This window comes from Terrabacter terrae (assembly GCF_039529575.1).
Taxonomy (GTDB): Bacteria; Actinomycetota; Actinomycetes; order Actinomycetales; family Dermatophilaceae; genus Terrabacter; species Terrabacter terrae.
In genome coordinates this window covers 99,086-121,594 of record NZ_BAAANB010000002.1, presented here as the reverse complement: position 1 = coordinate 121,594, position 22,509 = coordinate 99,086, and the positions used below count along the sequence as shown (strand labels likewise).

The following is a 22,509-nucleotide window of genomic DNA, read 5'->3' as shown; positions in this document are numbered from 1 at the left end:
ACGCGTGCAAGTTACCGGTCAGTATGCAGACGAACCGCGGCCATGTCCGACAAACGGCACGAACGCCGCAGCTGTGTCCGAAACGTGACCTGGTGGACACGACGACGGGATAGCGCTGACGCAGGGATGAGGGTCGAGCCCAGATTGTTGCGTGGGATCGTCGAGCCCATCGTCAGTGGGCGGCGTCGTGCCAGGACCGGCCGACGCCGACGTTGATGTCGAGCGGCACGTCCAGCTCGGCGGCGTGGCCCATCTCGTGGCGGACGAGCTTGTCGACGTCGTCGCGCTCCCCGGTCGCCACCTCGAGGACGAGCTCGTCGTGGACCTGGAGCAGGATGCGTGACTTCGCCCCCGCGGCGAGGAGGGCCCGGTCGACCCCGATCATCGCCACCTTCATGATGTCGGCAGCCGACCCCTGGATCGGCGCGTTGAGCGCCATCCGCTCGGCCATCTCGCGGCGCTGGCGGTTGTCGGACGTCAGGTCGGGCAGGTAGCGCCGGCGGCCGAACATCGTCGCGGTGTAGCCGGTGCCGCGCGCCTCGGCGACGACCTCCCGGAGGTAGTCGCTGACACCGCCGAACCGCTCGAAGTAGCCCTCCATCAGGCCCCGTGCCTCCTCGGTGCTGATGGTCAGCTGCTTGGAGAGCCCGAAGGCGGACAGGCCGTAGGCGAGGCCGTAGGACATCGCCTTGACCTTCGAACGCATCGCGGGCGTCACCTGCTCCGGCTCGACGCCGAAGACCTTCGAGCCGACGAAGCTGTGGAGGTCCTCGCCCGTGCGGAACGCCTCGATGAGGCCCTCGTCGCCGGACAGGTGCGCCATGACCCGCATCTCGATCTGGGAGTAGTCGGCCGACATGAGCGCGTCGTAGCCGTCACCGACGACGAAGAGCTCGCGGATGCGGCGCCCCTCCTCCGTGCGGATCGGGACGTTCTGGAGGTTGGGCTCGGTGGAGCTGAGGCGGCCCGTCGCCGCGATGGTCTGCAGGTAGGTCGTGTGGATCCGGCCGTCGTCGGCCACCGACTTCTGCAGCCCCTCGACCGTGACCCGCAGCCGCGCGGCGTCACGGTGACGTAGCAGCGCCTCGAGGAAGGGGTGCTGGGTCTTGGCGAAGAGGTCGCCCAGCGCGTCGGCGTCGGTGGTCCAGCCGGTCTTGGTCTTCTTCGTCTTCGGCATGGCGAGGGTGCCGAAGAGCACCTCCTGGAGCTGCTTGGGGGAGCCGAGGTTGATCTGCTCGCCGCCGATGGCGTCCCAGGCGTCCTGCTGCGCCTCGGCCACCTTGGCCGCGAAGTCACCCTCGAGCGCGTCGAGGCCCTCGACGTCGACGGCGATGCCGGTGCGCTCCATCCGCGCCAGCACGTCGACGAGGGGGATCTCGACCTCGGCGAGCAGCTGGGCGCCGCCGGTGGCCGCCACCTGCTCGTCGAGCACGTCGGCGAGGTCGCGCACCGCGGTGGCCCGCACCATCTCCTTGTGGGCCGCCTGCTCGTCGGCGTCGCCGCCGAAGTCGAGCATCCCCTGGCCGTCGGTCGGGGCGGCGCCGCTCAGCTCGCGCCGCAGGTTGCGCAGCACGAGGTCGTCGAGGTGGTAGGTGCGCTGGTCGGGTTTGACGAGGTAGGCCGCGAGTTGGGTGTCGCTCGTGAGCCCCTGCACCCACCAGCCCCGCGCGCCGAGGGCCTCGACCGGGCCCTTGGCGTCGTGCATCGCCTTCGGACGGGAGGGGTCCTCGAGCCAGCCGCCGACCACGGCCTCACCCTCGGGCGTCAGCGTCTGCAGGTCGATCCACGCGGCGCTGCCGTCGCCCGCTGCGACGGCCAGGGCCGTGGCGTCGCCGGTGCCCCGCGCCCACGTGCCCATGACCGACAGGCCCGCGCGCTGGTCGGACGCGAGGCGCTCGGCCACCCACGAAGGGACCTGCTCGGGCGTCAGGACCGCACCGTCGACGTCGAAGCCCTCCTCGGCCTCGGGCGCGGCCGCCTCGACGGTGGCGAACAGTCGGTCGCGCAGCACCCGGAACTCGAGGCCGTCGAAGACGGTGTGGACCTCCTCGCGGCTCCACTGGCTGCGGCGCAGGTCCTCGATCTCGAACCCGACCGGGCTGTCCTTGACGAGCTGGTTGAGCCGGCGGTTGCGCAGCACCTGGTCGAGGTGGTCGCGCAGGGCCTGGCCGGCCTTGCCGGTGATCTTGTCGATGCTCGCCACGATGCCGTCGAGGTCGCCGTACTGGGTGATCCACTTGGCGGCGGTCTTGGGGCCGACGCCCGGCACGCCGGGTAGGTTGTCGGACGTCTCGCCCACCATGGCGGCGAGGTCGCTGTAGCGGCCCGGGGGGACGCCGTACTTCTCCTGCACCTGCGCCGGACCCATCCGCCAGACCTCGGACACGCCGCGGACCGGGTAGAGGATCATGACCCTGTCGGACACGAGCTGGAACGTGTCCCGGTCGCCCGAGCAGATGAGCGTGTCCACGCCGGCGGCCTCGGCCTGCGTGGCGATCGTCGCGATGATGTCGTCGGCCTCGTAGCCGTCGAGCTCGAGGTGCTTGATGCGCAAGGCGTCGAGGACCTCCTTGACGAGCGGGATCTGCCCCGCGAACTCGTCAGGGGTGCGGGCCCGGCCCGCCTTGTACTCGGAGTACTCCTCGGTGCGGAAGGACTGCCGCGCCTTGTCGAAGGCCACCGCCACGTGCGTGGGCTCCTCGTCGCGCAGCATGTTGATCAGCATCGAGGTGAAGCCGTAGACGGCGTTGGTGTGCTGGCCGGTGCTGGTCGAGAAGTTCTCGGCAGGCAGCGCGAAGAACGCGCGGTAGGCCAGCGAGTGTCCGTCGAGGAGGAGAAGTCGGCTCACACCGGAAGCCTAGTGGCGGGCGCGGACACCGCTTGGCCACACCTCTCGATGGCACCCGAGGTCGCGCGCTGCCGCACGCGGGCACCCGGCCCCGCGGCATACGATCGCGCCCATGACTTCATCGACTGACTCCTCGACCGACTCAGCGACGCAGCCGACCGGGCAGACCCTCGAAAGCATGCGCTCGATGGCGGCCGGCACCCTGCTCGAGCGGATGCACATCGAGCTGACGGAGGTCTCCCCCGAGCGCCTCGTGGCCACGATGCCGGTGGCGGGCAACACCCAGCCCTACGGCCTGCTCCACGGAGGGGCCAGCGTCGTGCTCGCCGAGACGCTCGGCTCCATCGGTGCCCAGCTCCATGCGGGAGTCGGCCGTGTCGCCGTCGGGCTCGACATCAACGCCACGCACCACCGCGCCGCCCGTACGGGCACGGTCACGGGCACGGCGACCCTGCTGAGCGCCGGCCGGACGCTCGTGAGCTACGACGTGGTCATCACCGATGCGGACGGCAGGCGCATCTGCACCTCCCGGATCACCTGCCTGCTGCGCGACGCCGCCCCGGGGGCCTGAGCCGAGCCCACGGCACGGGCCCGGGCGGAGCACTCCTCGGCCCGGGCCTCGGACGAGCCCGTCAGCCGGCGATCTTGGGGTCGTGCCGCGGCGCCCGCGCACGCAGGTCGCGGCGTCGCTGGAGCAGGTCGAGCGACACGCGCTGTGAGCGCGGCTCACCCGCCAGCTTGCGCTGGAGCGTGGCGGCCGACGCGACCCGGCGCACGGTCTCGGGAGCGAAGCCCAGTCGGGCGAAGAAGCGGTTGGCGTCGCGGTCACCTGCGGGAACCGCACTGGCCAGGTGGTCGCAGCCCTGACGGTCGGCGTAGCGGCTGGCGGCCGTCAGCAGGGCGCGCCCGACGCCCTGACGGCGCAGCTCCGAGTGGACGAAGAGCATGTCGATGGAGACGCACGGCGAGTCGACCAGCAGGCTGCGGGTGGAGTCGGCGAGCACGACGTAGCCGGCCGGCCGATCGTCGACGAACGCGATGAACGCGCAGATGTCGTTGCGGGTCAAGGCGTTTCGCAATGTCCCGTCCAGTGCCAGACGCTGTGCCGCCTCAGGTGTGGTGCCACCCTCGACCCGGTGCGCGATCCACAGCTCGATGAACTGCGGGTGCAGGCCCTCGTCGACCCGTTGCACCGAAACCACTGCTCGACCCATCATCCCTCCTGTTCCAGCCCCGAGGTCACCCGGCGAACACTACGACCATAGAGCCTCCGGCGGAAGAGGAAGCAGCAGGTATCCCCAAGCGAGGATGGGGCATCCCGACGTCGTCGGGACACCCCACCTTCGGATTCCGTATCGCCTGTGCGCCGTGCGCGCAGCGCGGCTCCTACACGTCGCCGCCGAGGTAGGCGGCCTTGACGGCCGGGTCGTCGGCGAGCTCCTTGCCGGACCCCTCGCGGACGATCTCGCCCGTCTCGAGGATGTAGGCACGGTGCGAGCGCTTGAGCGCCTGCGCCGCGTTCTGCTCGACGAGCAGCACCGTCGTGCCTTGGCTGTTGATCTCCGTGACGATGTCGAAGATCTGCTGGATGAGCTTGGGCGCGAGCCCCATCGACGGCTCGTCGAGCAGCAGCAGCCTCGGCTTGGCCATGAGCGCGCGACCCATCGCCAGCATCTGCTGCTCGCCACCCGACATGGAGCCCGCCGCCTGGTTGCTGCGCTCCTTGAGCCGCGGGAAGAGCTCGAAGACCCGCTCGAGGTCGTCCTTGACGGCCTTGGTCTTGCGGTCCGGGCGGGCGTAGGTGCCCATCTCGAGGTTCTCCATCACCGTCATGCCGACGAAGCAGCCCCGGCCCTCCGGCGACTGCGAGATGCCGAGGACCGGCCGCTCGTGCGACGGCGTCTGCGTGATGTCCTTGCCGTCGAACTTCACGGTGCCCGCCCGCACCGGACGGAGCCCGGAGACGGTCTTCATCGTGGTGGTCTTGCCTGCCCCGTTGGCGCCGATGAGGGTGACGATCTCGCCCTCCTCGACGGTGAAGGTGATGTCGCGGATGGCCTCGATGCGCCCGTAGTTGACGCAGAGCCCGTTGACCTCAAGAAGCATCTTCGTCAACTCCTAGGTAGGCGGCGACGACCGCCGGGTTGTCGCGGATCTCGGCGGGTGAGCCCTCGGCGATCTTGCGGCCGAACTCGAGCACGACGATCCGGTCGGTCACGCCCATGACGAGCTTCATGTCGTGCTCGATGAGCAGGACCGTGTAGCCCTGGTCGCGGATGGTGCGGATGAGCTCCATCAGCTTGGCCTTCTCCGCCGGGTTGAAGCCGGCGGCCGGCTCGTCGAGGCAGAGCAGCTGGGGGCTGGTGGCCAGGGCCCGCGCGATCTCCAGCCGGCGCTGGTCACCGTAGGGCAGGTTGCGCGCCAGCTCGTCGGCCTTGCGCTCGAGCCCCATGAAGGTCAGCAGCTCCATGGCGCGCTCGTAGCCCTCCGCCTCCTCGCGGCGGTGCTTGGGCAGGCGGAACATCGCCGAGCCGACGCCCGTCGTGTGGTGCGCATCGACACCGACGAGGACGTTCTCCAGCGCCGTCATGTTGGCGAACAACCGGATGTTCTGGAACGTGCGCGCGATGCCGAGCTTGGTGATCTCGAACTTCTTGCGCTTGCCCAGCGGCTCGCCGAGGTAGCGCACCGCGCCGGAGGTGGGCTGGTAGACGCCGGTCATGACGTTGAAGCACGTCGTCTTGCCGGCGCCGTTGGGCCCGATGAGGCCGAGGATCTCGCCCTTGTTGATGTGGAAGCTGACCTCGTTGAGGGCGACCACACCGCCGAAGCGGAGCGTCACCGTGTCGACCTCGAGCAGCCGCTCCCCCTCCGGGACGACCGGCACGCCGATGTCGGCCGGTGCGATGTCGACGTCGGGGTTGATGTCGGTGGCCTCCTCGGCGTGCAGGGGCTCCTGCGCCTGAACCGGCTCAGACATTGGCGTCTCCTTCCTCGAGGACGGCTTCCCTGGCGTCCGCGTGCTTGGCGCGGACCGTGCGCCGCGGCGGCAGCAGGCCCTGCGGCCGGAAGATCGCGAGCAGCATCAGTGCGAGGCCGAAGACCAGCACCCGGAAGTCCGCGAAGTCACGGAAACGCTCCGGGAAGTACCCGACGACGATCGCGCCGACGATGACGCCCCAGCGGTTGCCGGCGCCACCGACGACGACGGCCGCGAGAAAGAGGATCGACAGCAGCAGGATGAAGTTGTCGGGCGAGATGAAGCCCGCCTTCGTGGCGAAGAGCGCCCCGGAGAGACCACCGATCGCGGCACCGAGCGCGAACGCGAGCAGCTTGAACCGGAACGTGGGCACGCCCATCAGCTCCGCGGCGTCCTCGTCCTCACGCGTCGCCTCCCACGCCCGGCCCACTCGGCTGTTCTTGACGAGGATGTCGAAGAGCAGGACGAGGCCGATGACGATGAGGCCGAGCCAGTAGTACGGCACGAAGTCGGTGATCCCGAACTTGAGGAAGGTCGACGTCGTGCCGAGGTCGACCACCGGGGCACCGCTGCTCCAGTCGAGGCTGGGCACCTCGAAGAGCCCGGCGCTCGGCGGCTTCGGGATGTCCGAGATGCCTTGGGCGCCGCCGAGCCACTGCGAGTTGACCAGGCACAGGCGCACGATCTCGCCGAACCCGAGGGTGACGATGGCGAGGTAGTCGCCGCGCACCCGTAGGGTCGGGGCGCCCAGGATGATGCCGGAGACCATGGCCGCCGCGATCGCGATGGGCACGACGACGATCCACGACAGGTTGGCGTGCTGGGAGCTGAGCACGCCGACGGTGTAGGCGCCGATCGCGTAGAAGCCGACGTAGCCGAGGTCGAGCAGGCCGGCATACCCGACGACGATGTTGAGGCCGAGAGCCACGAGGACGTACGTCGAGACGGTGAAGAGCACGCCACCGAAGTCGGACCCCTCCGTGGTGACGAACGGGATGTTCAGCACCGGCAGCAGGAACAGGAAGATCGCGAACAGCACCCAGAGGGCGATCTTGACGCCCTTGGGAAGCGAGTTGACCCGGTTGCGGAAGCTGGGACGTCGGGTGGTGGCGGCCGAGCCGGCCGCAGGAGTGGCGGTACTCATGCGCGCGCCTTTCCGAGGGACTCACCGAGCAGTCCAGTGGGTCGGAAGAGGAGGATGAGCACGAGCAGGACGAACGCGACGACGTCCTTCCACTGCGTGCCCACGAGGGCGGAGCCGTAGTTCTCGGCGAGGCCGAGCACGAAGCCACCGAGCAACGCTCCGCGCAGGTTGCCGATCCCGCCGAGGACCGCGGCAGTGAACGCCTTGACGCCGAGGATGAAGCCGACGTCATAGCGGGTGATGCCGATCTTCAGCATGTAGAAGACGGCCGCGGCGCCGGCCATGACACCGCCCGTGAGGAAGGTGACCTGGATGACCCGGTCACGGTTGACGCCCATCAGGGCGGCCGCCTCCGGGTCCATGGCGACGGCCCGGATGCCGCGGCCCAGGCGCGAGCGCCGCACGAACTGGTCGAGGACCACCATGATCGCGATGGCGCCGACGATGACGAAGATGTCGACGTTGGTGACGGCGTAGTCACCCAGGGTGAACACGGGCTGCGGGTGCATGATCTCCGGCATACCGACGTTGTTGCGCGAGTTGGCGACGTACGGACGCAGAGTGGTGCCGAGCCCGAACCAGCTGACGATCCGCTCACGCAGACCCATCAGCTCGGACAGGACGAAGGACGCGCCGATCGCCGAGATGAGCGCGATCAGCGGCGGGGCGTTGCGCTTGCGCAGCGGGCGGTAGGCAACGCGTTCGAGGAGCACCGCGATGATGCCCGACATCGCCATGGCCGCCACGAACATCATGGCGATCCAGAAGATCACCTGGCCGACGCTGCCGCCCGCGTGGGCGCCGAGGAGCGTGACGATCCACAGCGAGGCGAAGGTGCCGTACATGAACACCTCGGAGTGCGCGAAGTTGATGAGGCGCAGCACGCCGTAGACGAGCGTGTAGCCGAGGGCGACGAGGGCGTAGACCGCGCCGAGGGTGAGCCCGGTGATCGTCAGCGAGAAGAAGTTGTCAAACAGGTACTGCATCCAAGACCTCCTGGGCCGGGTGCGGTGAGCGGGGTCGCATCGTGGTCCGGTCGGACGAGGGGCGGTCGGAGCGCATCGCTCCGACCGCCCCCGACGAGAACGACTGGCCTACTTGATCTCTCCGGCGGACACGAACTTCCCGCCCTGCACCGTGTAGGCGAAGACCTTGATGTCCGACGACTCGCCCTTGGCGTCGAACTTCAGCTGCTTCGTCACACCCTTCTTGTCGTAGGACTTGACGAAGTCGATCATGCTGCTGCGGTCCTTGCCGGCGGCGATGCCGTCGAGCAGGATCGTCGCGGCGTCGTAGCCCTCACCCGAGTAGGTGTTGGGGTCCTGGTTGTACTTCGCCTTGTACGCCTTCGCGAAGTCCGGCGCGATGTCGGCCGGCACGCACGGGCAGGTCACGATCGCACCGTCGGCCGCGGGGCCGGCGTTGTCGATGAAGGACTGGTCCTTGACACCGTCGGCGGCCACGAACGTGCCCTTCCAGCCGGCGTCGCGCAGCTGCTTGACCAGCGGGGCCGCCTCCGGGGCGTAACCACCGTAGAAGAGGGCGTCGGCGCCGGAGGACTTCACCTTCGTGACCGAGGCGCTGAAGTCGGTCTGCTTCTGCTGGACGGTGTCGTTGCCGACGACGGCCGAACCGAGGTCCTGGCGGACGATGTCGGCCAGTCCCTTGCCGTACTCGGAGGCGTCGTCGATGACGAACGGCTTGTTGGCCTTCAGCGTGTCCTTGATGTACTTCGCGGCAGCCGGGCCCTGCGTGGCGTCGTTGCCGAGGACGCGGAAGAAGGTCTTCCACCCGTTGTCGGCGAGCTTGGGGTTGGTGGCCGACGGGGTGATCGTGACCAGACCGGCCTCGTTGAACGCCGGGTCGGCCGCCTTGGACTCGCCCGAGAAGGCGGGACCGACGATGCCGACGACCTTCTTGTCGTCGATGGCCTTCTTGGCGAGGGCCGGCGCCTGGGTCGGGTCGCCCTGGGAGTCGTAGTTCTCGAGGGTGACCTTGCAGTCGGCGTGCTTCTTGTTGTAGTCGTCGAGAGCCAGGTTGACGCCGTTCTGGATGTAGATGCCCAGGTTGGCGTTCGGCCCGGTGAGGGCACCGAACATGCCGATCTTCTGGTCGCAGGCCGCCTTCGCCGAGCCGCCGGCTCCGCCGGCCGAGGTCTCGCCGCCCTTGGTGCCACACGCGCCGAGGGCAAGCGCTGCGACCGCGATCGGCACAGCGAGCTTGAGGGTAGAACGCACGGATGTCCTCCTGAAATCACACGCCCCTCGGTCGAGGGATGTGACGGAGACTAGGCCGTAACCTGCGCCGGGGTCATCAATAAGCCACGATCAGTGACCGTGTCGTGACCTGTGGGCGTCCGTGCTGGCCAACGGGCCTCGGCCTGTCAGTGGTCAGGACGCCGGGAAGCCGTTGATGACGGCCTCGGCGACCTCCTTCATCCCCAGGCGGCGATCCATCGCGGTCTTCTGGATCCACCGGAACGCATCGGACTCGCTGAGCTTGAGCTGGCTCATCAGCACGCCCTTGGCGCGGTCGACCAGCTTGCGGGTCTCGAGGCGCTCACCGAGGTCGGCGATCTCGGCCTCGAGGGCCTTGAGCTCCTGCCAGCGCGAGGTGGCGATGTCGATCGCGGGGCGCAGGTCGTCGGCGGTGAACGGCTTGACGATGTAGGCCATGACGCCGGCGTCGCGGGCCCGCTCGACGAGCTCGGTCTGCGAGAAGGCCGTCAGCATTATGACGGGGCACAGCTTGGCCTCGTGGAGCTGCTCCGCCGCCGAGAGCCCGTCGAGCACCGGCATCTTGACGTCCATGATCACCAGGTCGGGCTTGACCTCCTTGGCGAGCTCGACGGCCTGCTCGCCGTTGCTGGCCTGGCCGACCACGTCGTAACCCTGCTCACCGAGCATCTCGACGAGGTCGAGACGGATCAGCGCCTCGTCCTCGGCGACGAGGATGCGGGTGGCGCCGGGGGCCGGGCCTGTCGCGCCGGCCTGCGGCGTTGTGGCGGCCTGGGGCGCGGCGGCGGCCGCGGTCGCGGGGGTCGGCTTCGGCGTGGTGCTCTCGTCGGTGCTCTCGGTGCTCACGGGCAAAGCCTATCCGGGGGCTCGTTTCCGGCGCGTTTCGGGACGGGAATGCCATGGGCTCCCGCTCCCATCCCATGTCGGCAGGGCTCTTCTGGTGCCGAGGGCGGGACTCGAACCCGCACGACCTTTCGGCCAGAGCATTTTGAGTGCCCCGTGTCTGCCATTCCACCACCCCGGCCGGAGTGCGCGCGCCAGCATACCGGCGCACGCTGGCACGAGAGCGCAGGTATGCCGTCGAGCCACGCGACGGCATACCGGTCCATCGCCCGCGGCGCGTCCTCAGTCGTTCCCGACGCCCCTGCCGGACCCCGCGTGACGAGCCGTCAGCTCGTGACCTCCTCCGGCCGGTAGGCCGGGGCGGCACGGTTCACCGCGTCGCCGACGCGGTGCACGCGCAGCGCGTTCGTCGACCCGGGGATGCCGGGAGGCGAACCGGCGACGATGACGACGCGCTCCCCCTCGACCACCCGCCCCTCGGGGATGAGCTTGAGGTCGACCTGCATGGCGAACTGGTCGGTGTGGTGCATGCGAGGGACCAGGTAGGTCTCGATGCCCCAGACCAGGGCGAGCTGCGAGCGGACCCGGGGCTCGGACGTGAAGGCCAGCATGGGCAGCCGCGGGCGGATGCGCGCCATCCGGGTGGCCGAGCCGCCCGTCTCGGTGAAGGTGATGAGGAACCTGGCCCCGACGACGTCGCCGATCTCCACGGCGGCCTTGGTGACGGCTCCACCGACGGTCTTGGGGTTCGTCGGCATCGGCGCGATCTTGTCGTAGCCGTGCACCTCGGTGGACTCGATGATGCGGGCCATGGTGCGCACGGCGTCGATGGGCCACGCGCCGACGGAGGTCTCGCCGGACAGCATCAGCGCGTCGGCGCCGTCGAGCACCGCGTTGGCGGCGTCGGACGCCTCTGCCCGGGTCGGCCGCGGGTTCTCGATCATCGACTCGAGCACCTGGGTGGCGACGATCACCGGCTTGGCCTCCCGGCGGGAGAGCTCGATGGCGCGCTTCTGCACGAGCGGGACGTCCTCGAGCGGCATCTCCACGCCGAGGTCGCCGCGGGCGACCATGATGCCGTCGAAGGCGGCGACGATCCCCTCGAGGTTCTCGACCGCCTGTGGCTTCTCGACCTTGGCGATGACGGGGATGCGCTCGCCGAACTCGTCCATGATCTCGTGCACGTCGACGATGTCGTCGGCCGAGCGCACGAAGGACAGGGCGATCATGTCGACGCCGAGCCGCATCGCGAACCGCAGGTCGTCGCGGTCCTTGTCGGACAGTGCAGGGACGCTCACGGCCACGCCCGGCAGGTTGATGCCCTTGTTGTTGCTGACCTGCCCGCCGATGACGGTCTCGGTCAGCACGTCCGTGTCGGTCACCTCGACGGCGCGGAGCATGACCTTGCCGTCGTCGATGAGCAGGACGTCACCGGGGCTCACGTCGCCCGGCAGGCCGGCATACGTCGTGCCCACGATGCTGTCGTCGCCCTCGACCTCGCGGGTCGTGATGGTGAAGCGCTGGCCGGGGCTCAGCGTCACCGGGCCGGACGCGAAACGGCCGGTGCGGATCTTCGGGCCCTGCAGGTCGACGAGGATGCCGACCGCGCGCCCGGAGGCGTCACCCGCGGCCCGGATGTCGCGGTAGACCTGCTCGTGAACGGAGTGGTCGCCGTGGGAGAGGTTGAGCCGGGCGACGTCCATCCCGGCGTCGACGAGGGCGCGCAGCTGGGTGGGCGAGGAGGTCTTGGGTCCGATGGTGCAGACGATCTTGGCGCGACGCATGCGTCCACCTTATGGGTGCTGTGACGTGGGTCACCGCGGGGGTTCGCCCGCTGGGACGGGACAGAGCCGTGGGACACGAGTTGCCCTGTCTCCGAAGGTAAATCATGCCCGTATGCCGTGTCGCCCAGGTGACGACACGGCATACGGCGGGTGGCCCTGCGGGTCAGACGGTGAGCGGCCGGTCGGTGGGCGCGATGGGGCGCGGCAGCGAGCTGCTGCCCGTGAGCCACGCGTCCACCCCGGCGGCCGCGGCGCGGCCCTCGGCGATGGCCCAGACGATGAGCGACTGGCCACGCCCTGCGTCGCCCGCCACGAAGACGCCCGGGACCGAGCTCATGAACGTCTTGTCGCGCTCGACGTTGCCGCGCGCGTCCAGGGCGACCCCGAGCTGGTCGACGACACCCGAGCGCTGCGGGCCGAGGAAGCCCATCGCGAAGAGCACCAGCTGGGCCGGGATCTCGCGCTCGGTCCCCTCCTTGGGCGACAGCCTCCCGTCGACCATCTCCACCTCGGTCAGCCGCAGGGCGGCGACGTTGCCGTCGTCGTCTCCGACGAACTCGGTGGTGCTGACCGCATAGATGCGCTCGCCGCCCTCCTCGTGGGCGCTGGCGACGCGGTAGAGCATCGGGTAGGTCGGCCACGGCTGGCTGCCCGGCCGCTCCTCCCCCGGCTGCGGCATGATCTCGAGGCTCGTGACCGAGGCCGCACCCTGGCGGTGGGCGGTGCCGATGCAGTCGGCCCCGGTGTCGCCGCCGCCGATGACGACGACGTGCTTGCCGGTGGCGAGGATCTGGTCCTGCACCTGCTCGCCGAGCGCCGCACGGTTGCCCTGCGGGAGGTAGTCCATCGCCTGGTGGATGCCGCCGAGCCGCCGTCCGGGCACGTCGAGGTCGCGCGGCACCGTGGCGCCGAGCGCGAGGACGACGGCGTCGTAGCGGTCGCGCAGCTGCCGGCCGGTGATGTCGCTGCCGACGTCGACCCCGCTGCGGAAGCGGGTGCCCTCGGCGGTCATCTGCTCGAGCCGGCGGTCGAGGACCGACTTCTCCATCTTGAACTCGGGGATGCCGTAGCGCAGCAGGCCGCCCGGCTTGTCGGCCCGCTCGAAGACGGCGACGGTGTGACCGGCCCGGGTGAGCTGCTGCGCGGCGGCCAGGCCGGCCGGACCGGACCCCACGACGGCGACCGTCTTGCCCGAGAGGCGCTCCGGTGGCAGCGGCGTGACCAGTCCCTCGTCGAAGGCCCGCTCGATCGTCGTCACCTCGACCTGCTTGATCGTGACGGCCGGCTGGTTGATGCCCAGCACGCACGCCGTCTCGCACGGGGCGGGGCACAGGCGCCCGGTGAACTCCGGGAAGTTGTTCGTCGCGTGCAGCCGCTCGATGGCGTCGGACCAGTCGCCGCGCCACGCGAAGTTGTTCCACTCCGGGATGAGGTTGCCGAGGGGGCAGCCCGAGTGGCAGAAGGGGATGCCGCAGTCCATGCAGCGGCCGGCCTGGCGCTGGAGCTGTCCGAGCTGCTGCTCCTCGTAGACCTCCTTCCAGTCCCGGATGCGCACCGGGACGGGTCGTCGGGCCGGGAGCTCGCGCTCGCGGGTGGTGAGAAAGCCCTGGGGGTCAGCCACGGGAAGCCTCCATGATCTGGTTCCACACTTCGGGTCCGTCGAGGTCGAGGCCCTCTTGCTCGGCCTGCGCCCGCACGTCGAGCACTCGCTGGTAGTCGCGGGGCAGCACGAGCGTGAACCGCTCGCGCGCCGCCGCCCACTCGTCGAGCACGCCGCGGGCCACCGGCGACTCGGTCCACCGCGCGTGGGCCTCGAGCAGGCCGCGAAGCCGCTCGTCGTCGTGGTCGCGCAGCGGCAGGAGGTCGACCATCTCCGGGTTGACGAGGCTGGTGTCGAGATCGAGCACGTAGGCCACGCCGCCCGACATCCCGGCGGCGAAGTTGCGCCCGGTCTGGCCGAGGACGACCGCGACCCCGCCCGTCATGTACTCGCAGCCGTGGTCGCCCACCCCCTCGACGACGGCCTCGGCGCCCGAGTTGCGCACGCAGAAGCGCTCGCCGACCACGCCGCGCAGGAAGAGCTGCCCGGCGGTGGCGCCGTAGGCGATGACGTTGCCGCCGATGACGTTGTCCTCGGCCACGAGCGTGGCCTCCCGGTGCGGCCGCACGACGACCCGGCCGCCGGAGAGCCCCTTGCCGACGTAGTCGTTGGCGTCGCCGAAGAGCTGCATCGTCACCCCGGCCGGCAGGAACGCCCCGAAGGACTGGCCGCCGGAGCCGGTCATGGTCAGCTCGATGGTGTTGTCGGCGAGCCCGTGCGGGTGCGCCTTGGTGACGTGGTGGCCGAGCATCGTGCCGACGGTCCGGTTGACGTTGCGGACCGCGATCTGGGTGCGCACCTGCTCACCGGTCTCGATGGCGGGCAGGGCACGGCTCAGCAGCTCGTTGTCGAGCGCCTTGTCGAGGGCGTGGTCCTGCGGTGCCGACTGGTGGAGGGTGCCACCGGTCGGGTTGTCGGCAACGGCGAGGATGGGGCTGAGGTCGAGGCCCGAGGCCTTCCAGTGCGCGATCGCCTTGTCGAGGTCCAGGCTGCTGACCTGTCCGACGGCCTCCTCGATCGAGCGGAAGCCGAGGTAGGCGAGGTGCTCGCGCACCTCCTGGGCGATGTACTCGAAGAAGGTCTCGACGAACTCCGGCTTGCCGGAGAAACGCGCCCGCAGCTCGGGGTTCTGCGTGGCGATGCCGACCGGGCAGGTGTCGAGGTGGCAGACCCGCATCATGATGCAGCCGGAGACGACGAGCGGCGCGGTGGCGAAGCCGAACTCCTCGGCGCCGAGCAGCGCCGCGATGACGACGTCGCGCCCGGTCTTGAGCTGGCCGTCGACCTGGACGACGATGCGGTCGCGCAGGCCGTTGAGCACGAGCGTCTGCTGGGCCTCGGCGAGGCCGAGCTCCCAGGGGGCGCCGGCGTGCTTGAGCGAGGTGAGCGGGCTCGCGCCCGTGCCGCCGTCGTGGCCGGAGACGAGCACGACGTCGGCGTGCGCCTTCGAGACGCCGGCCGCCACCGTGCCGACGCCGATCTCGGAGACGAGCTTGACGTGGATCCGAGCTCCGGGGTTGGCGTTCTTCAGGTCGTGGATCAGCTGCGCCAGGTCCTCGATCGAGTAGATGTCGTGGTGCGGCGGCGGCGAGATGAGCCCGACCCCCGGCGTCGAGTGCCTGGTCTTGGCCACCCAGGGGTAGACCTTGTGGCCGGGCAGCTGGCCGCCCTCGCCGGGCTTGGCGCCCTGGGCCATCTTGATCTGGATGTCGTCGGAGTGCGTCAGGTAGAGGCTCGTCACCCCGAAGCGACCGGACGCCACCTGCTTGACCGCCGAGCGACGCTCGGGGTCGAGGAGGCGGTCGACGTCCTCGCCGCCCTCACCGGTGTTGGAGCGGCCGCCGAGGCGGTTCATCGCGACGGCGAGGGTCTCGTGCGCCTCCTGCGAGATGGACCCGTAGCTCATCGCGCCGGTGTTGAAGCGCTTGACGATCTCGCTGACCGGCTCGACCTCCTCGACCGGCACGGGCAGGCGCCCGGTGACCCCGGTCGGCTTGAAGCCCATCAGGCCGCGCAGCGTCATCAGGCGGGAGCTCTGGTCGTCGATGCGGCCGGTGTACTGCTTGAAGATGTCGTAGCGGCGCTGGCGCGTGGAGTGCTGGAGGCGGAAGACCGTCTCGGGGTCGAACAGGTGCGGCTCGCCCTCGCGGCGCCACTGGTACTCGCCGCCGACGTCGAGGGTGCGGTGCGCCTGGTGGACGCCGTCCGGCGGGTAGGCCCGCGCGTGGCGCTCGGCGGTCTCCCGGGCGATGACGTCGAGACCGACACCACCGAGCTGGCTCACCGTGCCGGTGAAGTAGCGGTCGACGAGCGCCTGCGAGAGGCCGATCGCCTCGAAGACCTGGGCGCCACGGTACGAGGCGACCGTGGAGATGCCCATCTTGGACATGACCTTCAGGACGCCCTTGCCGAGGGCCTTGATGAGGTTGGCGACCGCCTTCTCGGACGTCACCCCCTCGATCTCGCCGGCCCGCACGAGGTCCTCGACGGTCTCCATCGCGAGGTAGGGGTTGACCGCCGCCGCACCGAAGCCGATGAGCAGGGCCACGTGGTGCACCTCGCGCACATCGCCCGCCTCGACGAGCAGACCCACCTGGGTGCGGGTCTTCTCGCGGATGAGGTGGTGGTGCACCGCAGCGGTGAGCAGCAGCGACGGGATGGGCGCGAGGTCCCGGCCCGAGTCGCGGTCCGAGAGCACGACGAAGCGCGCCCCGCGCGTGATGGCCTGCGACACCTCGGCGAAGATCTCCTCGAGCCGGTCGCGCATGGCCGCCGCACCGCCCGTGACGTCGTAGAGCCCACGCACCACGTGGGTGGCATAGCCGGGAAGGTCGCCGTCGGCATTGATGTGCACGATCTTGGCGAGCTCGTCGTTGTCGATGACCGGGAAGTCGAGGACGAGCTGGCGCGCGTGCGACGGCGAGGCCGACAGGGCGTTGCCCTCAGGACCCATGTAGGTCCCGAGCGAGGTGACGAGCTCCTCACGGATCGCGTCGAGCGGCGGGTTGGTCACCTGCGCGAAGAGCTGGGTGAAGTAGTCGAAGAGCAGCCGCGGCCGCGACGACAGCACGGCGATGGGCGTGTCGGTGCCCATCGAGCCGAGGGCCTCGCCGCCGGATCGCGCCATCGGCGTCAGGAGGATCCGCAGCTCCTCGGTGGTGTAGCCGAAGGTCTGCTGGCGCCGGGCCACGGACGCGGCCGTGTGCACGATGTGCTCGCGCTCCGGGAGGTCCTCGAGGTGGATGAGGCCCGCGTGGAGCCACTCGGCGTACGGCTTGGCAGCGGCGAGCTGGCTCTTGATCTCCTCGTCGCCGACGATGCGGCCGTGCTCGGTGTCGACCAGGAACATCTTCCCGGGCTGCAGGCGCCCGCGCTGGACGATGGTCGCAGGGTCGAGGTCGAGCACCCCGGACTCCGATGCCAGCACGACGAGGCCGTCGCTCGTGACGGTGTAGCGGCCCGGCCGCAGGCCGTTGCGGTCGAGGACCGCGCCGACGAGGGTGCCGTCGCTGAAGCAGACGTTGGCCGGGCCGTCCCACGGCTCCATGAACGTCGAGTGGAACTCGTAGAACGCCTTGCGGGCGGGGTCCATCGTGGCGTGGTTCTCCCACGCCTCGGGAATCATCATGAGCACGGCGTGCGGGAGCGACCGGCCGCCGAGGTGGAGCAGCTCGAGCACCTCGTCGAAGCTCGCCGAGTCGGAGGCGTCGGGCGTGCAGACCGGGAAGATCCGCTCGAGGTCGCCGGGGATGATGTCGGAGGTCAGCAGGCTCTCGCGGGCGTGCATCCAGTTGCGGTTGCCCTTGACGGTGTTGATCTCGCCGTTGTGGGCGATGAAGCGGTACGGGTGCGCGAGCGGCCACGACGGGAAGGTGTTGGTCGAGAAGCGCGAGTGCACGAGGGCCAGCTCGCTCGCGAACCGCGGGTCGGACAGGTCGGGGAAGAAGGGCTCGAGCTGCCCGGTGGTGAGCATGCCCTTGTAGACGAGTGTGCGCGAGCTCAGCGAGGCGAAGTAGACGTTCAGCTCGTGCTCGGCCCGCTTGCGCAGGCAGAACGCGAGCCGGTCGAGGCCCAGCGCCACCTGCCGGCCGATCGAGCTGCTGACGAAGAGCTGCTCGAAGTGCGGCATGCACTGCTGCGCGACGGCACCGACGAGCTCGGCCTCGACGGGCACCTCCCGCCAGCCGAGGACCTTGAGGTTCTCGGCGACCGCGAGCTCCTCGATGCGCGCCTTGGCGGCGGCGCACTCGTCCGCGTCGCGAGGCAGGAAGGCGAGGCCGGCGGCATACGCCCCGTTGTTGGGCAGCGTGAAGGGCACGGTCGCACGGAAGAACGCGTCGGGGATCTGCGTGAGGATGCCGGCGCCGTCGCCGACCGACGGGTCGGCTCCGGTGGCGCCCCGGTGGTCGAGGTTGCGCAGTGCGGTCAGGGCGTGGTCGACGATGTCGTGCCCCGCGCTCCCCCGCATCGTCGCGACCATCGCGACGCCACAGGCGTCGTGCTCGTGCTCGCGGCGGTAGAGGCCGGAGTCTTCCGGGTGCGCACTGAAGAGGGCACGTGTGCGGGTGAGCGGCGGCATCTTCACCGTCCTTCTGCTGGGTCCCAGGCGGGCGACCGCGACAGGGCCACACGACATGACTTGGGCATGTGGACGGCACTGGCCACAGGCGTTGCGCTCGACGATATCGGAGAGACCGCTCGTCCTACCTACTGATACGGCGGATTCCGAATGCTGAGACTTCGTGCTCAAACCGGCACAGGCGCTGGGACCGGAGTCACAATCAGGACTGCGCCGGACGCTTCGCCTCAGCCTCCCCCGGCACGGCGTCGTCCGACCCGTCAGGGGCCCGACCCACCGAAGGATCTTCGGTGGTACGGCCCGAGTCGGCCGAGTCGTCCTCGGTCGTGGTGGGCGTCTCGGACGGTTCGTGGTGATCCGGCGCCACGTCGTCGGTCGTGCCGGGTGCCACGGGGACCGCCGGCTGGGCCATGCGGCCGAAGTGGCGCCACAGGTAGAGCCCGAGCAGGAAGACGAGGATCGAGACCCAAGTGTTGACCCGCTGCCCGAGGATGTGGTTTGCGGTGTCGGTGCGCATGTTCTCGATGACGATGCGGCCCACGGGGTAGCCCATGACGTAGGCCGCGAAGACCTGCCCGGACTTGAGCGGTCGGCGCCGGCCCAGCCAGATGAGGAAGGCTGCGAGCAGCAGGCACCAGAGGGCCTCGTAGAGGAACGTGGGGTGGAAGTAGCCCTTGACCACCGGGTTGCCCTGGGCGTCGGTGACGGCGCGGCCGAGCGAGCTGTCCCACTCGTAGATGCGCAGCTTCCACGGCAGGTCGGTGGGCGCGCCGTAGATCTCGTTGTTGAACCAGTTGCCGAAGCGCCCCATGGCCTGGGCGATCGCGAGCCCGGGAGCGGCGGCGTCGACGAAGTCGCGGAAGGCCACGCCGTTCTTGCGGCAGCCGATCCATGCGCCGACGGCACCGAGCGCCACGGCGCCCCAGATGCCGAGACCGCCCTCGTAGATGGCGAACGCCTTCCACGGGTCGCCGCCCTCGCCGAAGTAGGGCTGCGGCGTCGTGATCAGGTGGTAGAGCCGGCCGCCGAGGATGCCGAACGGCACGGCCCAGGCGGAGATGTCGATGGCGACGCCCTTGCGGTGGCCGCGGGCCTCGAGCCGCTTCTGGGTCAGCCAGACGGCCACGACGATGCCGGCGAGGATGCACATGGCATACCCGCGGATCGGCAGGGGGCCGAGGTGCCACACGCCGACGCTCGGCGAGGGGATCTCGGCCGGGAGGGCGGTCCCGAGCGCTGCCGGGAGGGCGCCGGCGAGACTCACGACCGACTCCGGCGTACGCCGTCGGCCAGCTCGCGGGCCAGGGCGCCGAGCGCCTCGAGGCCCTCCTGCTCGGACGCGGCCTCGGTGAGGCAGCGCACCAGCGCCGAGCCGACGATGACACCGTCGGCGAAGCGGCCGACCTCGGCGGCCTGGTCGCCGGTGGACACGCCGAGTCCGACGCACACCGGCAGGTCGGTGTGCTCCCGGGTGCGCGAGACGAGGGCGTCGGCGGCGTCTCCGACGCTGGCGCGGGCACCCGTGACGCCCATGACGGCGGTGGCGTAGACGAAGCCGCGGCAGGCCGACGTCACGGCCTCGAGCCGCTCCGGGGTGGAGCTGGGGGCGACGAGGAACACCTTGTCGAGGTCGTGGGCGTCGGCAGCCGAGATCCACTCGCCGGCCTCGTCGGGGATGAGGTCCGGCGTGATCAGCCCCGCTCCCCCGGCGGCTGCGAGGTCGGCGGCGAAGCGCTCGACGCCGTAGCGCAGGACGGGGTTCCAGTAGGTCATGACCAGCGCGCCGGCACCTGCACCGGAGACCTCACGCGCCGCGGTGAAGACGTCGCGAAGGTGCACGCCTGCGGCCAGGGCCCGCACCGCGGCGTCCTGGATGACGGGTCCGTCCATGACGGGGTCGCTGTAGGGCACGCCGATCTCGACGACGTCGACGCCGGACTCGACGAGGACCTTCATCGCCGAGATGGAGCCCTCGACCGAGGGGAAGCCCACCGGGAGGTAGCCGATCAGGGCTGCCCGACCGTCCGCGCGGCACTTCTCGATGACCTGGGCGACGCTCACTGCTGGACCCCCATGCCCTTGGCGCCGTCGTCGGCGGCGAGGGCGGCGACGTCGGCGACGTCGGCGTCCTCGTGGGCGCCGTCGTCCTCGGGCAGACCCGCGGGCTCGCCGTCGTCGTCGATCATCCCGAACCACGCAGCGGCGGTGTGGACGTCCTTGTCGCCGCGGCCCGAGAGGTTGACGAGCAGCACGGCGTCGGGGCCGAGCTCGCGGCCGACCTTCATCGCGCCGGCGAGGGCGTGGGCGCTCTCGATGGCCGGCAGGATGCCCTCGGTGCGCGAGAGCAGCGAGAGGGCCTCCATGGCCTCGTCGTCGGTGATCGGGCGGTACTCGGCGCGCCCGGACGCGAGCAGGTGGGCGTGCTCGGGGCCGACGCTGGGGTAGTCGAGACCGGCCGACACGCTGTGCGACTCGATGGTCTGGCCGTCCTCGTCCTGCAGGACGTAGGTGAAGGCGCCGTGGAGCACTCCGGGCACACCGGAGGCGAAGCGCGCGGCGTGCTTGCCCGAGGCGATGCCCTCGCCCCCCGCCTCGAAGCCGATGAGGCGCACCGACTCGTCGTCGATGAAGCGGTGGAAGATCCCGATCGCGTTGGAGCCGCCGCCGACGCAGGCGAGGACCGCGTCGGGCAGCCGGCCCACGAGGTCGAGCACCTGCTGGCGCGCCTCGACCCCGATGACGCGGTGGAAGTCACGGACCATCTCGGGGAACGGGTGGGGGCCGGTCACGGTGCCCAGGACGTAGTGGGTCGTCCCGACGTTGGCGACCCAGTCGCGGAAGGCTTCGTTGACGGCGTCCTTGAGCGTCTTGCTGCCGTTGTCGACGGGAACGACCTCGGCGCCGAGCAGGCGCATCCGGGCCACGTTCAGCGCCTGCCGCTCGGTGTCCTTGCGGCCCATGTAGATGACGCAGTCGAGGCCGAGCAGCGCGGCCGCGGTGGCCGTGGCCACGCCGTGCTGGCCGGCGCCGGTCTCGGCGATGACACGGGTCTTGCCCATGCGCTTGGTCAGCAGCGCCTGGCCCAGGACGTTGTTGATCTTGTGCGAGCCGGTGTGGTTGAGGTCCTCGCGCTTGAGGATGACCCGGGCGCCGCCGCAGTGCTCCGCGAAGCGCGGCACCTCGGTGATGATGCTCGGCCGGCCGGTGTAGGTGCGCTGCAGGCGCTCGAGCTCACCGACGAACTCGGGGTCGACGACCGCCTTGCGCCACACCTCCTCGAGCTGCTCGAGGGCGGGGATGAGCGCCTCGGGGACGTAGCGTCCGCCGAAACCGCCGAAGCGGCCGTATGCCGGCACGTTGGATGTCGTGGTCATGCTCACTCTCCTGCCGCGGCGGTGTGGGGGCAGGCCCGCGCCGCGGTCGCGGCGTCGATGAAGGCGCGGATCGCCGACTCGGGTGCGCCGTCCTTGACGAGGGCCTCGCCCACGAGGACGGCCCCGGCACCGGCCCGCACGTAGGCGGCGACGTCGTCGGGACCGCTGACGCCGGACTCCGCCACTCCGACGACCCCGGCGGGGATGCGCGGGAGCAGGTCGGTCACAGTACGAGGGTCGACCTCGAGGGTCTTGAGGTTGCGGGCGTTGACCCCGAGGAGGGCGGGGTCGAGGGCGAGGGCCCGGTCGAGCTCCGCCGCGTCGTGCACCTCGACGAGGGCGGTCATGCCGAGCTCGCGGGCCTGGGCGTGCAGATCGTGCAGCAGGGCGTCGTCGAGGGCGGCGACGATGAGCAGGATGAGGTCGGCGCCGTGGGCGCGAGCCTCGCTCACCTGGTAGGCGTCGACCATGAAGTCCTTGCGCAGCAAGGGAGTCCGCACGGCCGCGCGCACCTCGTCGAGGTCGGCGAGACTGCCCGAGAACCGGCGCTCCTCGGTGAGCACGCTGATGGCGCTCGCTCCCCCGGCGGCATACGACCGGGCCAGCACGCCGGGCTCGGGGATCTCGGCGAGCGCGCCCTTGCTCGGGCTGGACCGCTTGACCTCCGCGATGACGGCGACGCCCTCGGCGGACCGGATGCCGGGCATGGGGTCGATCGCGGTAGCGACGTCGGACAGCCGCGCCTCCAGCTCAGAAAGCGGCAGCGCGGCACGACGACGTCCGAGATCCTCGCGAACGCCGCTGATGATCCCGTCGAGAACCGTGGTCACGGCTCTCAGCTCTTGCCGAGCGTCTGGGCGCCTGCCTCGTCGGGAGCGTCGATGGCACCACCGGCCTGCGCGTGGTGGCCCTGCCCGCCGTAGCCGGCCATCGACAGCACCTTCCCGGCGACGACACCGGCGACGATCACGACCGCACCGACGATGCCGAGCCAGACGCTCGGGATGGCGACGGCGACCGCCGCGATGGCAGCACCGACCAGGATGACCCCGACCCCGGTCCAGGCGGCGGTGCTGTGACCGTGGTCCTCGTGCTGCTCTTCCATGGCGTCCTCTCTCGT

General features: G+C 70.4%; 17 protein-coding genes and 1 tRNA gene. 1 reads left to right on the top strand and 17 read right to left on the bottom strand.

Translation table 11 applies throughout. The annotated features are described in order from the left end of the window. Positions 1-172: 172 nt before the first annotated feature. Positions 173-2,848 carry a DNA polymerase I gene (gene polA, locus ABD194_RS04930; RefSeq protein ID WP_343988534.1) on the bottom strand — a complete coding sequence of 892 codons (2,676 nt, stop codon included), beginning with the start codon at positions 2,846-2,848 and terminating at the stop codon, positions 173-175. Positions 2,849-2,960: 112 nt separating this feature from the next. Between polA and ABD194_RS04925 the strand changes: the two genes are divergently transcribed. Continuing rightward, positions 2,961-3,419 (top strand): PaaI family thioesterase, encoded by a 459-nt coding sequence (locus ABD194_RS04925; RefSeq protein ID WP_425579950.1) that lies wholly within the window; start codon positions 2,961-2,963, stop codon positions 3,417-3,419. Between the two features lie 61 nt (positions 3,420-3,480). Here ABD194_RS04925 and ABD194_RS04920 read toward each other — a convergent pair whose 3' ends face one another. The 16 genes from ABD194_RS04920 to ABD194_RS04845 all read right to left on the bottom strand — a co-directional run bounded on the left by ABD194_RS04920 (position 3,481) and on the right by ABD194_RS04845 (position 22,494). Next, positions 3,481-4,062, bottom strand: a complete 582-nt coding sequence (locus tag ABD194_RS04920) for a GNAT family N-acetyltransferase (protein WP_343988531.1) — start codon at positions 4,060-4,062, stop codon at positions 3,481-3,483. Positions 4,063-4,234: 172 nt separating this feature from the next. Further along, on the bottom strand, positions 4,235-4,954 hold the full coding sequence (locus ABD194_RS04915) for an ABC transporter ATP-binding protein (RefSeq protein ID WP_343988528.1): 720 nt from the start codon (positions 4,952-4,954) through the stop codon (positions 4,235-4,237). Continuing rightward, positions 4,944-5,828 carry an ABC transporter ATP-binding protein gene (locus ABD194_RS04910; RefSeq protein WP_343988525.1) on the bottom strand — a complete coding sequence of 295 codons (885 nt, stop codon included), beginning with the start codon at positions 5,826-5,828 and terminating at the stop codon, positions 4,944-4,946. Before ABD194_RS04910 ends, ABD194_RS04915 begins: the two co-directional genes overlap by 11 nt. Next, complete coding sequence (locus ABD194_RS04905; RefSeq protein WP_343988522.1) at positions 5,821-6,972, bottom strand: branched-chain amino acid ABC transporter permease; 1,152 nt, start codon at positions 6,970-6,972, stop codon at positions 5,821-5,823. The genes ABD194_RS04910 and ABD194_RS04905 overlap by 8 nt, the downstream gene beginning before the upstream one ends. Further along, positions 6,969-7,958: a branched-chain amino acid ABC transporter permease gene (locus ABD194_RS04900; protein ID WP_343988519.1), complete on the bottom strand. Its 990-nt coding sequence runs from the start codon at positions 7,956-7,958 to the stop codon at positions 6,969-6,971. The genes ABD194_RS04905 and ABD194_RS04900 overlap by 4 nt, the downstream gene beginning before the upstream one ends. Before the next feature lie 108 nt (positions 7,959-8,066). Then, positions 8,067-9,209 (bottom strand): branched-chain amino acid ABC transporter substrate-binding protein, encoded by a 1,143-nt coding sequence (locus ABD194_RS04895; RefSeq protein WP_343988516.1) that lies wholly within the window; start codon positions 9,207-9,209, stop codon positions 8,067-8,069. Between the two features lie 153 nt (positions 9,210-9,362). After that, positions 9,363-10,061 carry an ANTAR domain-containing response regulator gene (locus ABD194_RS04890; protein WP_425579949.1) on the bottom strand — a complete coding sequence of 233 codons (699 nt, stop codon included), beginning with the start codon at positions 10,059-10,061 and terminating at the stop codon, positions 9,363-9,365. Between the two features lie 86 nt (positions 10,062-10,147). Beyond that, positions 10,148-10,233: transfer RNA gene (locus ABD194_RS04885), tRNA-Leu, on the bottom strand. Positions 10,234-10,378: 145 nt separating this feature from the next. After that, positions 10,379-11,836 (bottom strand): pyruvate kinase, encoded by a 1,458-nt coding sequence (gene pyk / locus ABD194_RS04880; protein ID WP_343988514.1) that lies wholly within the window; start codon positions 11,834-11,836, stop codon positions 10,379-10,381. Positions 11,837-11,999: 163 nt separating this feature from the next. Continuing rightward, positions 12,000-13,457 carry a glutamate synthase subunit beta gene (locus ABD194_RS04875; protein ID WP_343988511.1) on the bottom strand — a complete coding sequence of 486 codons (1,458 nt, stop codon included), beginning with the start codon at positions 13,455-13,457 and terminating at the stop codon, positions 12,000-12,002. Then, positions 13,450-18,015: a glutamate synthase large subunit gene (gene gltB, locus ABD194_RS04870; RefSeq protein WP_343988508.1), complete on the bottom strand. Its 4,566-nt coding sequence runs from the start codon at positions 18,013-18,015 to the stop codon at positions 13,450-13,452. Before gltB ends, ABD194_RS04875 begins: the two co-directional genes overlap by 8 nt. A 202-nt stretch (positions 18,016-18,217) precedes the next feature. Continuing rightward, positions 18,218-19,279 carry a prolipoprotein diacylglyceryl transferase gene (lgt, locus tag ABD194_RS04865; RefSeq protein WP_343988504.1) on the bottom strand — a complete coding sequence of 354 codons (1,062 nt, stop codon included), beginning with the start codon at positions 19,277-19,279 and terminating at the stop codon, positions 18,218-18,220. After that, entirely contained in the window at positions 19,276-20,076 is an 801-nt protein-coding gene (gene trpA / locus ABD194_RS04860; protein ID WP_343988501.1) for a tryptophan synthase subunit alpha, read from the bottom strand. The genes lgt and trpA overlap by 4 nt, the downstream gene beginning before the upstream one ends. Further along, positions 20,073-21,389, bottom strand: coding sequence for a tryptophan synthase subunit beta (gene trpB, locus ABD194_RS04855; protein ID WP_343988498.1), 1,317 nt, complete (start codon positions 21,387-21,389; stop codon positions 20,073-20,075). The genes trpA and trpB overlap by 4 nt, the downstream gene beginning before the upstream one ends. Positions 21,390-21,391: 2 nt before the next feature. Continuing rightward, positions 21,392-22,219, bottom strand: a complete 828-nt coding sequence (gene trpC, locus ABD194_RS04850) for an indole-3-glycerol phosphate synthase TrpC (protein ID WP_343988495.1) — start codon at positions 22,217-22,219, stop codon at positions 21,392-21,394. A 5-nt stretch (positions 22,220-22,224) separates the two neighbouring features. Continuing rightward, complete coding sequence (locus ABD194_RS04845; RefSeq protein ID WP_343988492.1) at positions 22,225-22,494, bottom strand: HGxxPAAW family protein; 270 nt, start codon at positions 22,492-22,494, stop codon at positions 22,225-22,227. Positions 22,495-22,509: the final 15 nt, after the last annotated feature.